Source organism: Sphingomonas sp. 66-10 (genome assembly GCF_001897045.1).
Classification (GTDB): Bacteria; Pseudomonadota; Alphaproteobacteria; order Sphingomonadales; family Sphingomonadaceae; genus Sphingomonas; species Sphingomonas lycopersici.
Map to the genome: position 1 here is coordinate 1 of NZ_MKRR01000012.1, position 13,108 is coordinate 13,108.

At 67.1% G+C, this 13,108-nt stretch carries 7 protein-coding genes; 3 read left to right on the top strand and 4 right to left on the bottom strand.

The annotated features are described in order from the left end of the window. Positions 1-383: 383 nt before the first annotated feature. Both BGN95_RS01575 and BGN95_RS01580 read right to left on the bottom strand, forming a co-directional pair. Complete coding sequence (locus BGN95_RS01575; protein WP_265271512.1) at positions 384-1,697, bottom strand: ABC transporter ATP-binding protein; 1,314 nt, start codon at positions 1,695-1,697, stop codon at positions 384-386. A 17-nt stretch (positions 1,698-1,714) separates the two neighbouring features. Continuing rightward, a complete protein-coding gene (locus tag BGN95_RS01580) occupies positions 1,715-3,463 on the bottom strand; it encodes an ABC transporter permease (RefSeq protein ID WP_286771420.1) in 1,749 nt (582 codons plus the stop codon). 649 nt (positions 3,464-4,112) lie between these two features. On the opposite strand from BGN95_RS01580, the gene BGN95_RS01585 reads away from it, so the two are divergent. Next, a complete protein-coding gene (locus BGN95_RS01585) occupies positions 4,113-5,087 on the top strand; it encodes a phosphatase PAP2 family protein (protein WP_265313660.1) in 975 nt (324 codons plus the stop codon). A 244-nt stretch (positions 5,088-5,331) separates the two neighbouring features. Here the strand turns inward: BGN95_RS01585 and BGN95_RS01590 are convergent, their stop codons facing one another. Continuing rightward, a complete protein-coding gene (locus BGN95_RS01590; RefSeq protein WP_286771421.1) occupies positions 5,332-7,218 on the bottom strand; it encodes a ribonucleoside-diphosphate reductase subunit alpha in 1,887 nt (628 codons plus the stop codon). A gap of 489 nt (positions 7,219-7,707) precedes the next feature. Next, positions 7,708-10,293, bottom strand: a complete 2,586-nt coding sequence (locus BGN95_RS01595; RefSeq protein ID WP_502688230.1) for a putative bifunctional diguanylate cyclase/phosphodiesterase — start codon at positions 10,291-10,293, stop codon at positions 7,708-7,710. Positions 10,294-10,568: 275 nt separating this feature from the next. Between BGN95_RS01595 and BGN95_RS01600 the strand changes: the two genes are divergently transcribed. Together BGN95_RS01600 and BGN95_RS01605 are read left to right on the top strand one after the other, a co-directional pair. Continuing rightward, positions 10,569-12,770: a ribonuclease R family protein gene (locus BGN95_RS01600; protein WP_286771432.1), complete on the top strand. Its 2,202-nt coding sequence runs from the start codon at positions 10,569-10,571 to the stop codon at positions 12,768-12,770. A 1-nt stretch (position 12,771) separates the two neighbouring features. After that, entirely contained in the window at positions 12,772-13,080 is a 309-nt protein-coding gene (locus BGN95_RS01605; RefSeq protein ID WP_265313658.1) for a hypothetical protein, read from the top strand. The last annotated feature ends 28 nt before the right edge of the window (positions 13,081-13,108 follow it).

The window sequence follows — 13,108 nt, forward strand, 5'->3', positions numbered from 1 at the left end:
TTGGGCATACGCATTTTCTGTCGCTTTCCCAATGACCTGCCCCCCGGCGGACGAAGGGAATATCCCGACGTCCCTGCCACCGGATGGAGCTTAACCCGACCGGCCCCCGCGTCCAATGCCTAAAAGGATCGGCTCACCGATTTTTTCTGGGGATAACACTATCCCTAGTGGGCGAACGCGGCGCACAGGCGCGATATAGCCGGTACGGTCTATATATTCCCGATTTGTTCCAGGATCAAGGGCGCGCCCCTTCCTCTCCCCTTCCTGGAGAAGGGAAGGGAGGGGGGTGGGGGGTGGGGGGCACCGATACGCTTCCTCGCAGGCCAACCCATCCCCGACCCTCCCTTGTTCAAGGGAGGGGAGAAGAAGAGCGGCGAAGGAGATCAGATCGGATTGTCGAGGCTGAATTCGTCCGCATCCTCGTCATAGGCGAACAATTCGGCATAGCGGCACCAGTGCGTCACCGCGCGCAGCGTCTCGTCGGCATAATCGGGGGACATATGGTCCTCCAGCTCGTCGCGGAAGCGCCGCGCGGGGGCGGTGTGGCTCGGGCGTTCGTCGAGGATGCGGCGGATGTGCTGGGCGAGCGGGACATGCTGGACCAGCGCCTGCGCGAAGATCGCCTTGCGCGCGTCGGTATCGGCCTGGGCATAGCGCCGCGCCGCCGGGGTGAGCAAAAGATCGCCCCCCGACAGATCGGCGAAGCGCATCAATTGCAGCGTTTCCGCCATCGGGAACAGGTCGTCGATCTCGAGCTGGAGCTGATCGGACAGATCGGCCATCGCCGCGCGGCCGTCGAACGGGGTGGCGTCGACCTCCTCGATCAGCCCGGCGAGCGCGTTGGTCGAGACGACCGGCAGCACCATCGAGATGCCCGTGCCCGGGAACAGCCCGTCGCGCGCCGGTTGCGCCGCGGTGCGCGCGGTCATGCGGGCATAGATATCCTCGACCAACGCGCGGAACGCCGGATCGAGCCGGTCGCGCGGCTGGGGTAGATCGACCTTGATCTCCGCCGCGATCCGCCCGGGATTGGAGGCGAAGACAAGGATGCGGTCGCACATCAGCACCGCTTCCTCGATATTATGGGTGACGATCAGGATCGACTTGATCGGCATCCGCCCTTCGGACCACAGATCGAGCAGATCGGTGCGCAGCGTCTCGGCGGTCAGCACGTCGAGCGCCGAAAAGGGCTCGTCCATCAGCAGCAGCGAGGGATTGACGACGATCGCGCGCGCGAGGCCGACGCGCTGGCGCATCCCGCCCGACAATTCCTTGGGATAGGCGTTCTCGAAGCCGTCGAGCCCGATCAGGTCGATCGCGGCCAGCGCACGGGTGCGGCGCTCCTCGGCGGGGACGCGCTGCGCCTCCAGCCCCAGTTCCACATTTTGCAGCACGGTAAGCCACGGGAACAGCGCGAAGGTCTGGAACACCATGCTGACGCTCGGGGCGCTGCCGTCGAGCTGCGGCTCGAAGCGGATCTCGCCCTCGCTCGGCGCGATCAGCCCGGCGATCGAGCGCAGCAGGGTCGACTTGCCCGAGCCCGAGCGGCCGAGCAGCCCGACGACCTCGCCCTCGTTGAGCGTCAGATCGACATTGTCGAGCACCAGAAGGTCGCCGGTGCTCTTGCCATAATGGTGGCGGACCCCCGCGACGGTGACGAGCGGGGCGGCGGCGGGGAGGCGGGCGAGGGTGGCCATGATTGCGTCTCCTCTGGTCAGCCGAGCCGCAACCGGCGGTCGGCGTAAGCGTAGAGCGGCCGCCACAGCAGCCGGTTGAACCCGATGACGAAGATCGACATCACCGCGATGCCCAGCGTCACGCGCGGGAAATCGCCGTCGGCGGTGGCCTGCGCGATATAGGCGCCGAGCCCGGTCGCGGTGAGCTTCTGATTGCCCCACATCACCAGCTCGGCGACGATGCTGGCGTTCCACGACCCGCCCGAGGCGGTCAGCGCGCCGGTGACATAATAAGGGAAGATGCCGGGGATCGCGAGGCTGCGCCACCATTGCCAGCGCCTCACGCCGAACATCCCCGCCGCCTCGCGCAGATCGTTGGGGATCGCGCTCGCGCCCGCAATGACGTTGAACAGGATATACCATTGCGTCCCCAGCACCATCAGCGGCGACAGCCAGATATCGGGGCTGAGGTGCCAGTGGACGATCGCGATCACCGCGAACGGGAACAGCACGTTGGCGGGAAAGGCGGCGAGGAATTGCGCGACCGGCTGGAGCCGCTCGGCCCAGCGCGGACGCAGCCCGATCCACACCCCGATCGGCACCCAGATCAGGCTGGCGAGCGCGATCAGCACGAGCACGCGGACCATCGTGATCACCCCGAGCCCGAAGGCGCGCAGCACGTCGCCGGCCGACAGATTGTGCGCGACATAGCCGGCGATCAGCCACACCGCCCAGCCGACCGCGCCGGCGACCAATGCGAACCACAGCCAGCGGCCGGTTTCTGCGCGGCCTGTGCGCGCGCGCTGGGCACGTTGCGCCGGGCGGCGATCGAGCGTCATCAGCGCCTGCCCCAGCGCGGTCAGCGGGGCGAAGATCACCGGCAACAGCCGGGTACGGCGGAACAGGTCATAGGCCCAGGAGCGCGGGCGGTGCGCGCTCGCGGTCTGCTCGAAGCGGAAGCGATCGGCCCACACCACCACCGGGCGGAACACGAACTGGTCGTAGAGCAGGATCACCACCGCCATCGCCGCGACCGCCCAGCCGACGCTGACGAAATCCTGTCGGTCGATCGCCAGTGCGAGGTACGAACCGATTCCGGGGAGCATGATCCGCGTATCGCCGACGCTGATCGCCTCCGACGCGACGACGAAGAACCAGCCGCCCGACATCGACATCATCGCATTCCACACCAAGGCCGGGGTGGCGAAGGGCAGGTCGAGCCGGATGAAGCGCCGCCACGGCGAGAGCGCGAAACTGTCCGCGACTTCCTCGAGGTCGTTGGGCACCGAGCGCAGCGACTGATAGAAGCTGAATGCCATGTTCCACGCCTGGCTGGTGAAGATGGCGAAGATCGCCGCCAGCTCGACGCCGAGCTGGCTCGCCGGGAACAGCCCCATGAAGAAAGTGACGGTGAAGGTGAGGAAGCCGAGGATCGGCACCGATTGCAGGATATCGAGCGCGGGGACGATCACCATCCCCGCGCGCCGGCTCTTGGCGGCGAGCGTCGCGACGACGAAGGTGAAGACGAGGCTCGCACCGAGCGCGGCGAACATCCGAAGCGTGGTGCGCAGCGCATAGCCCGGCAGATTGGCGGGATCGAGCGTCACCGGCGCGATATGCAGCCGCGACAGCGGGGCGATCATCCCCTCCGCGCCGCGGATCACCAGCACCGCGCCGCCGGCGAGCAGCAGAAAGGCGATCGCGTCGGCCCAGCTCGGCGCGACTCTCCCGCGCCATTGGCGCGACAGGCTCAGCAGGCCGCGTGCGGTCTGTGGTACGAAATCCATGTCTCACCTCGTTGGGACGCCACCGGCGGTGCCCTTGGGCGAGACTGACGCGATCAGGCCCGGCCGGGCGCCTCCGATGGCGCGTACAATCGACTTTTACTGTCGCTTGGCATTGCGTTGCGGGTTCCTGATCTGCCGGCGGGGAGCGCCGACGCGGCCGCCCCTGCGCCCGGCGCGCGGCCGAGTCAACCGGGGAGCGGCGATGTTTTCGCGCGACGGGCGGGTGTCGCCGCCATGTCACAGCGATGCAACGAAGTGGTGCTTAACAGGCTGTTTTGCGGTGGACGGAGTCTTTTCCGGGTGACAATAGGCTGCGCCGCGCGCATTCACCCGACAGAAACCATATCGGGCCGAGGCGGACGCCTCCTCAGGGCCCAAACTCACTCAGGACAACCCCGTGACGGAGCGGATTTTGGCGCCAGGCAAGGAGCAAGGAGGGAGCGATGCTGATGCATCGTGACCGACGAGGGACGCCGCATGGCGTCAAAAGCCGCCCGCCGCAGGGCGGTCGCCCGGAGAAGTCCGCTGGACGGCGTCGCTTGCTTGCGCGTAGCATCTGCTACGCGTCTGCGCTGCGCTCCTTGCCAGCGGACTTCTCCGGGCGATCACGGGGCTGTCCTGAGTGAGTTTGGACCCTAGGGCGCTGCCGTTGAAGTCATCCACATCCGCCATTGCGCCGCTGCGGCCCACGCAGGCGCAGGACGCGCTGGCATTATCGACTTCCACTTCCCCGCGAGGCTATGGCTGGGCGCTGTTCGCCTGTCTCTTTGCCGGCTTCGCGGCGCTCACCGCGATGATGTACGCCGCCGGGCTGGTGATCGATCCGGCGAGCCGCGGCATCCTGCCTTATTACGTTGTCGCCGCGGTGCTGATCCCGTTGCGGCTCGGTGCCGGGCGGTGGATCCCGCGTTACGGGCAGGCGATCGCCGATTGCGCCGAATCCTACGGCGCCTTCATGCTCATCGCGCTGACCGGGGCGACCGCCGCCTATCCGATCGCGGCGCTGACCAGCGGGATGCACGATGCCGCGCTGCAACGCATCGACGCGGCTTTGGGGTTCGACTGGCTCGCCTGGTATCGGCTGGTCGCCGATCACCGCCCGCTGCAATGGCTCGGGCTGGCGGCGTATCGCAGCATCTATCTCACCCCGGCGATCCTGCTCGGCTGGTTCGCCTGGACCGGGGAGCGCGCCGCGGCGCATCGCTTCCTGCTGACCTTCTGGGTCGCGGCGATCCTGACGCTGGCGCTCTATCCGCTGATGCCGGCGATCGGGCCCCTGTCCTACCTGTGGCACGGCCCGCTGCCTTATCTGCCCGAAAGCGAGCAATGGCAGCAGTCGCTGATCCCCGCGCTGCGCGCGCATCAGGTGCATTGGGTCGATCTCGGGCATTTGCGCGGGATCGTCTCGGCGCCGAGCTTCCACACCGCGGCGGCGGTGCTGTATATCGCCGCGGCCTGGCCGCGCCGCGAACTGCGCGCGCCGATCGTCGCGCTCAACGTCGCGATGCTGCTCTCCACCCCGGTGGAGGGGACGCATTATCTGGCGGACATGCTGCTCGGCGCGGCGGTCGCGGTGGTCGCGATCCTGGCGATGCGGGTGATGCTGCCGGCGGAGAGCGACTGAGCGGTTTCGGTTAAATCGGAACCACCTCCCCGTTCGGGCTGAGTTTGTCGAAGCCCTGTACTTTTCTTCGCAAGGAAGAAGGACAGCCCTTCGACAAGCTCAGGGCGAACGGGTTTTGCTTAAACGTCATTCCCGCGAAGGCGGGAATCCATTCTGGCTGGCCCATGCGATAGAAACGCGACCGCAGCGCGAATGGATTCCCGCCTTCGCGGGAATGACGGAATAGGGGGCGTCTCCACCCGCCTTACTGGCAGGCGAGGCACTCGTCGTAATCGGTGGTCTCGGCCAGTTCGAACTTGGGCTTCTCGATCGTATTGTCCGCCTCGACCCCGCCGGCGAACCCGGCGCGCTGGACCGATTTCGAGCGGAGGTAATAGAGCGATTTGATCCCCAGCTCCCACGCGCGATAGTGGAGCATCAGCAGATCCCATTTCTCCACATCGGCCGGGATGAACAGGTTGAGCGACTGCGCCTGATCGATGAACGGCGCGCGATCCCCCGCCAGTTCGAGCAGCCAGCGCTGATCGATCTCGAACGAGGTCTTGAAGCAATCCTTCTCTTCCTGCGTCAGGAAATCGAGGTGCTGGACCGACCCGCCCTGTTCGAGGATCGAATTCCACACCGCATCGGTGTTCTTCGCCTTCTCGACCAGCAATTTCTCGAGATAGGGGTTCTTGACCACGAACGAGCCCGAGAGCGTCTTGTGGGTATAGATATTGGCCGGAATCGGCTCGATGCAGGCGGACGTGCCGCCGCAGATGATCGAGATCGACGCGGTCGGCGCGATCGCCATCTTGCAGCTGAACCGCTCCATCACCCCCATGTCGGCGGCGTCGGGGCAGGGGCCGCGCTCGACCGCGAGCTGCATCGACGCTTCATCGACCTGCGCCTTGATATGCTTGAAGATGCGCAGGTTCCAGGATTTGGCCATCGCGCCTTCGAACGGCAGCCCGCGCGCCTGGAGGAACGAGTGGAACCCCATCACGCCGAGCCCGACCGAACGCTCGCGCCCGGCGGAATAGGCCGCGCGCTCCATCCCCGGCTCGTGGCGCTCAATATAATCGCTCAGCACATTGTCGAGGAAACGCATCACGTCCTCGATGAAATTCTTGTCGTCCTTCCACTCGTCCCAGGTTTCGAGGTTGAGCGAGGAGAGGCAGCACACCGCGGTGCGATCGTTGCCGAGATGATCGACCCCGGTCGGCAGCGTGATCTCGCTGCACAGGTTCGAGGTGGAAACCTTGAGCCCGAGATCGCGGTGATGCTTGGGCATGTTCTTGTTCACGTGATCGGCGAACACGATATACGGCTCGCCGGTCGCCAGCCGGGTTTCGACCAGCTTCTGGAACAGCGCGCGCGCGTCGACCTTGCCGCGCACCGAGCCGTCCTTGGGCGATTTCAGCTCCCATTCGGCGCCGTCGCGCATCGCTTCCATGAAGGCGTCGGGGATCAGCACGCCGTGGTGCAGGTTGAGCGCCTTGCGGTTGAAGTCGCCCGAAGGTTTGCGGATCTCGAGGAATTCCTCGATCTCCGGGTGCGAGATGTCGAGATAGCAGGCGGCCGAGCCGCGGCGCAGCGAGCCCTGCGAAATCGCGAGCGTCAGGCTGTCCATCACGCGGACGAAGGGGATGATCCCGCTGGTCTTGCCGTTGAGCCCGACCGGCTCGCCGATCCCGCGCACATTGCCCCAATAGGTGCCGATCCCGCCGCCGCGCGAGGCGAGCCAGACATTCTCGTTCCAGGTGTCGACGATGCCGTTGAGGCTGTCGGGCACCGAATTGAGATAGCAGGAGATCGGGAGGCCGCGCCCGGTGCCGCCGTTCGACAGCACCGGCGTCGCCGGCATGAACCACAGCCGCGAGATATAGTCGTAGAGCCGCTGCGCATGCGCGGCATCGTCGGCATAGGCCGAGGCGACGCGGACGAACAGATCCTGATAGGATTCGCCCGGCAGCAGATAGCGGTCGTTGAGCGTATCCTTGCCGAAATCGGTAAGCAGCGCGTCGCGCGCGTGATCGACCTCGACCGGAAAGGGCGCGCGCGGGGTCGCGCTGTCGCCGGTGCCCGCGCCGCTCGTCGCTTCCAGTGTCTCGGTCGCCATACCTGCCTCGCTCGAGTCTCTGAAATCCATCGCCGCCATTCCCTCGTCTATCTACACCGGGGCGAGCCGCCGCGCTCTGACCGATGTGACCGGCGCTGCCTAAAAAAGCGCGCGAAAGGCCACCCCGCAATATAGCATTGCGGACACGGTTCTACCAGCGATTGGGTCGTCCCCCGAACTCAACCCCAACAGATTGTGGGAATCGCGCGCGGGGCGCAAGAGCGTAAATGGGCCCGCACCGGGCGCTTCGGCGCAGTTCGCCGGGGTTTCGCCGATCGCGTGAATCGCGACGCGCGGACTTGAGCCGCTTTCCGGGAAGGCAAGCGCGAATTGGCAAATTTAAAAAATTTTCGGTGGAAAGGGTAAAGCGCTCGTCCACCAAAATTGGCTGTTACGCTTCTCCGCTCCCTTGAACGAAGGAGGGGTCGGGGGTGGGTTGGCCTGCGAGGTTACCGGTCCGCGCGCCTTATACCCACCCATCCCCAGCCCCTCCCTTCACCAGGGAGGGGGAGAGGGGAATCACCCCGTCGCGGTGCGCTTGCGATTCTCCGCCGGCGCGCTCTGGCCGAGCCGGTCGATGTCGAACGCCTCGGCGAATTGCAGCCCCGCGCGGCCGTCGCTGGCCCAGCGGATCGTCGCGGCGAACAGCTCGTTGTCGAGCAATTCGATCAGCACGTCGGCGCCGACCGCTTCGGCGGGGAAATCGACCCCGTCGATCAGCGCGCCGGTGGTGGAGATGTTGCGGATGCGGATATTGCCCGCCTCGTCGCCGATCTCGAGCCGCGCGGTGCGCAGGATCGAGGTGCGCGGCGCGCGGCTGGTGCGGTGCCCGATCGCGAGCGCACGCCCCGCCGCCGCCTTGAGCTGCTCGGCGACATCGCCGGCACGCGCGGGCTTGCCGTAGACGAAGCCCTGGATGTGGCTGCACCCCAGCTCGCGGATCAGCGCGATCTCGTCCTGCTGCTCGACCCCCTCGGCGGTGGTTTCCATCCCCAGGGTCTCGGCCAGCGTCACGATCGCCTTGATGATCGCGGCGTTGCGGTTGCCGGGCTGGACGGCGCCGCGGACGAAGGTCTGGTCGATCTTGATCTTGTCGAACGGCGCCTTCTTCAGATAGCCGAGGCTCGAATAGCCGGTGCCGAAATCGTCGAGCGCCAGCCGCACGCCGATCCCCTTCAAGGTGCGGAACATGAAGTCGGTCGAGGCGCTTTCGTCGAGGAACACCCCCTCGGTGATCTCCAGCTCCAGCCGGTGCGGCGCGATCCCCGATGCCGCGACCGCGCTGGTGACGATCGCGGGGAGCACCGGATTGGCGAACTGGATCGGCGAGACGTTGACCGCGACGCGCACATCCTCCGGCCAGTGCGCGGCCTCAGCGCAGGCGGTGCGCAACACCCATTCGCCGATCTGCTCGATCAGCCCGCATTCCTCCGCCACCGGCACGAATTCGGCCGGGCTGATCGGTCCGCGTGCCGGGTGATCCCAGCGCAACAGCGCCTCATAGCCGACGATCCGTTCGTCGGCGGTCGAGACCACCGGCTGATAGGTGAGGTGGAATTCGTCGCTCGCCAGCGCCTGGCGGAGATCGTCCTCCAATTGCTTGCGGTTCTGCGCTCCGGCGAGCAATTCGGGGCGGTAGAAGCGGTGGATGCCACGCCCGTCCGCCTTGGCCGCGTAAAGCGCGAGATCGGCGTTGCGCACCAGCGTCTCGGGGTCCTCGCCGTGATCGGGGGCATTGGCGATGCCGATCGAGCAGCCGATCGACAGCGTCGTACCCGAAATGAAATAGGGCTCGGACAAAGCGGCGATAATGTCCTGCGCCATCGCCGCCAGCCGCGCGCGATCGCCTTCGCGCGGCAGGACGACCTGGAATTCGTCGCCGCCCAGCCGCCCGACCAGCCCCGAATCCCCCACCGTGCGCTGCAAGCGATGCGCGACCTGCTTGAGCAATTCGTCGCCCACCTGATGCCCGAGCGTGTCGTTGACCGCCTTGAAGCGATCGAGATCGAGCAGGAACAGGCTGGTCGCGCCCGGCGCGCTGCGATGCGACGCGAGCGTCTTTTCGAGCGACAGCCGCATCCGCTGGCGGTTGGCGAGCCCGGTAAGGCTGTCGAACAGCGCCAGCCGGGTGATCTCGGCCTCGGCGCGGCGCTTTTCGGTCAGATCCGAACCGGAGCCGATGAAGCCCTGGAAGCAGCCGAGCTCGTCGAGGATCGGACGGCCCGAGATCGACCACCAGCGATCGAGCGTCGCATCGAACGCCGGGCGCACCGAATAATCGGAGAAACTGGTGCGCGACGAAAGGTGGAAGGTCAGCGTGCGCTCGGTCTCGGCGAGCTTCGAATCGACGCGGAAGATGTTCACCAGCCGCTCGCCGATCGGCGACACCCCCATCCGCTTCAGCTCGTCGGCGACCTTGCTCGTGAGATAGGTGAGGTTGCCCATCCGGTCGGTCTGCCAGAACCAGCCGCTGCCGTGCGCCTCGAACTCGCCGACCAGCCGCGAGGCGAGGCGATCGGCGTCGCGCTCGGCGGCCTGGGTCGCCAGCTCGTCCAATTGCCGCGACGCGACGCGGAGCATCCCCGCGGTGAAGATCGCCGCGAGCAGCGCGCTGATCAGAAAGGCGAGGCCCAGCCCCGCGGACACTACCACCATCGCCGCGAGCGTGACCGCAAAGGCGATGCTCGCCGCGCGAATGGCGTGGAGCGCGACCGCGACGACGATGATCCCGCCGAATGCCGAGACGAATGCCGCCAGCCGGATCGGGGCCGCGGTCAGCGTCTGCGCGCCGTTCAGCAGCAGCGACAGCGTCACGCCCAGGCCGATCGCGAGGACAGCGATCGCCGCGATGCGCTGATGCGGCGGGCGCGTCTTGGCCACGGGCAGGGTAAGAATGCCCCAGATCGCCAGCCCGAGCAGCGCGGCGAGCGCGCCGGCATCGAATACCAGCCCGATATTGGCGCGGTCGAACAGGTCGCGGCCGAGCGTCGCGATCGGGCCGAACACCAATACCGCCACCGCGATCGGCCAGATCGCGCGGGTCTCGCCGAGGGTGCGCGCACGCGCCGCGTCGACGATCTGATCGCTTGTCGGCGCCAGCGCCAACAGGTCGCGCAGTGTCGGGGGCGCCGCGTCATCGGCGCTCCGTGCAGCGTGATGAAGTCTTCCCATAGCGGCGCAGATAGCGAAGGCGGGTTGGAATCAGGTTAGGGATCAAGCTTAATTTTGCGTGGAGATTGCAGCAGTATCTATATTTATCAAAATCTTAGTGCGTAATTGTAAGGAAGTGCCGCTTGCCGGGACGCGGCGCGGGGGCAACCCGGCGGGGATTTATCCGCTTGGTGCGTGACGCTGGCGCGTTTCGTCCCTATTTCCGACGGATGCGAAAACCGAAGGCCGGCTTGCCGACCCGCCAGCAGATCCTGGATTTCATCACGTCGAGCGAGAGCCCCGCCGGCAAGCGCGAAATCGCGCGCGCCTTCGGCCTCACCGCGCAGGAAAAGATCGCGCTCAAGGCGCTGCTCAAGGACATGGCCGACGAGGGGCTGATCGATTCGGCGCCGGGCCGCGCGTTTCATCGCATGGGCGGGGTACCCAAGGTGACGGTGCTGCGCGTTGCCGATGTCGACGACGGCGGCAATGTCTGGGCGGTGCCCGAGCGCTGGGAAGCGGAGACCCCGCCGCCGCGGCTCCGGGTGCGCGAGCGCAAGCGCGGCGCGCTCGGCGTCGGCGCACGCATCCTCGCGCGGACCGAGGAGGCGGGGAACGGCTGGATCGCGCATCCGATGAAGGCGCTCGCGCCCTCGTCCGAGCAACTGATCGGCGTGCTGCGCGGCGAGGGCGACCGTTTGTGGTTGCAGGGCGTGGAGAAGAAGGAACGCCGCGAATTTCCCGTCTCCGATGCGGGCGGGGCGGTGGCCGGCGATCTCGTGCTCGCCGAGCGTGCCGGGCGCCCGCCGCGCTTCACTGCGCGGGTGGTGCAGAAGCTGGGCGATCCTTTCGCGCCGCGCAGCTTCTCGCTGATCGCGATCCACCAATTCGATATCCCCGACACATTCGCCGAGGCCGCGCTCGATGAGGCGGTCCGCGTCGCGCGCCAGCCGCTCGGCGAAGATCGCGAGGATCTGACGCATCTGCCGATCGTCGCGATCGATCCTGCCGATGCGCGCGACCACGACGACGCGGTATGGGCCGCGCCCGACGACGATCCGGCCAATGACGGCGGGTGGCAGGCGATCGTCGCGATCGCCGATGTCAGCTTCTACGTCCGCCCCGGGTCGGCGCTCGACCGCGAGGCCCGATCGCGCGGCAATTCGGTCTATTTCCCCGATTGCGTCGTGCCGATGCTGCCGGAGATATTGTCGGCCGATGTCTGCTCGCTCAAGCACGGCGAGGATCGCGCCGCGCTCGTCTGCCATCTGCAGGTGACGAAGGGCGGCGCGCTCAAATCGTGGCGTTTCACCCGCGCGGTGGTGCGGATCGCGGCCAATATCGCTTATGAGGATGCGCAGGCGACGATCGATGCCGGCGCGGGGCCGATGTTCGAGGCGCTCGAACCGCTCTGGGCCTGCTGGCGTGCGCTCGCCGCGGCGCGCGACAAGCGCGAACCGCTCGAACTCGATCTGCCCGAGCGCCGCGTGGTGCTCGACGAGAAGGGGCGGATCATGTCGGTCGCGCCGCGCGAGCGGCTCGATGCGCACCGGCTGATCGAGGATTATATGGTTGCTGCCAATGTCGCCGCGGCGCGCGCGCTGGAGGTGAAGAAGGCCCCGGTGATGTACCGCGTCCACGAGCCGCCGGCGCGCGAGAAACTGGTCGCGCTCAAGGATTATCTCGAAACCTTCGGGGTGCCTTTCGCGCTCGGGCAGGTGATCAAGCCGGCGACCTTCAACCGCATCATCGAGCGGGTCGGCGACGCCGATTTCCGCCCGCAGGTGATGGAACAGGTGCTGCGCACCCAGACCCAGGCCTATTACGCCCCCGCCAACCACGGCCATTTCGGGCTCGCGCTGGGCAGCTATGCGCATTTCACCTCGCCGATCCGGCGTTATGCGGACCTCATGGTGCATCGCGCGCTCGTCTCGGCCTATGGCCTCGGCGACGGCGGGCTCAACGGCGACGAGGATTTCGAACGCGTCGGCGAGACGATCAGCCGGCTCGAACGCCGCGCGATGGAGGCGGAGCGCGACACGATCGACCGTTATGTCGCGGCCTATCTTGCCGAGCGCGTCGGCGAGACGGTCGAGGCGCGGATCACCGGGGTAGCCAATTTCGGTTTCTTCGCCACGGTCGACGGGGTCGGCGGCGACGGGCTGATGCCGGTGCGCGATCTGGGCGGCGAATATTTCCGCTTCGACGAGGCGGCGCGGCGGCTGGTCGGCGAGACCAGCGGCGAGGAATATGCGCTGGGTCAGCGGCTGTCGCTGCGGCTTGCCGAGGCCAATCCGGTGTCGGGCGCGCTGCGCTTCGAGCTGCCCGAGGGGAAGGGCGCGCTGCCGCCGTCGCGCGGGGCGGGGCCGCGGCGCGAGATCAAGCGGCGCGGTCGCCCCGCCAATATCCGACATCAGGGGCGCAGGAGGTAGGATGAACATCGTCGGCCGTATCGCCGAGCGCGTCGCGATCCGCGCGCAAGCAGCGATCGTCACCCATTTCACCGCGGCGAAGGCGACCAGCGCGGATCGCGCGATCGCGTTCGAGCCCGAGGGGCGCGCGCAGAAGCGCATGTTCCGTCGCATGACGCGCTTCGGCGCGATCGTCGCGGCGGCGGAAGGGCATTGGTGGCTCGACGAACGCGCGCTGGCCGATTTCCGCAAGGAGGAACTGGCGCGGCTGCTCGGCGTGATCGCGCTCACCGGCTTCGCCGCGGCAGGGGCGATCGCGCTGGGACGTTAGTGTCTTTTTTGTGTCCCCGCGAAGGCGA

Bases quoted from the DNA above. Each gene is read 5' to 3' on its own strand.
- BGN95_RS01575 (WP_265271512.1), bottom strand. From the start codon at position 1,697: ATGGCCACCCTCGCCCGCCTCCCCGCCGCCGCCCCGCTCGTCACCGTC.
- BGN95_RS01580 (WP_286771420.1), bottom strand. From the start codon at position 3,463: ATGGATTTCGTACCACAGACCGCACGCGGCCTGCTGAGCCTGTCGCGC.
- BGN95_RS01590 (WP_286771421.1), bottom strand. From the start codon at position 7,218: ATGGATTTCAGAGACTCGAGCGAGGCAGGTATGGCGACCGAGACACTG.
- BGN95_RS01600 (WP_286771432.1), top strand. From the start codon at position 10,569: ATGCGAAAACCGAAGGCCGGCTTGCCGACCCGCCAGCAGATCCTGGAT.
- BGN95_RS01605 (WP_265313658.1), top strand. From the start codon at position 12,772: ATGAACATCGTCGGCCGTATCGCCGAGCGCGTCGCGATCCGCGCGCAA.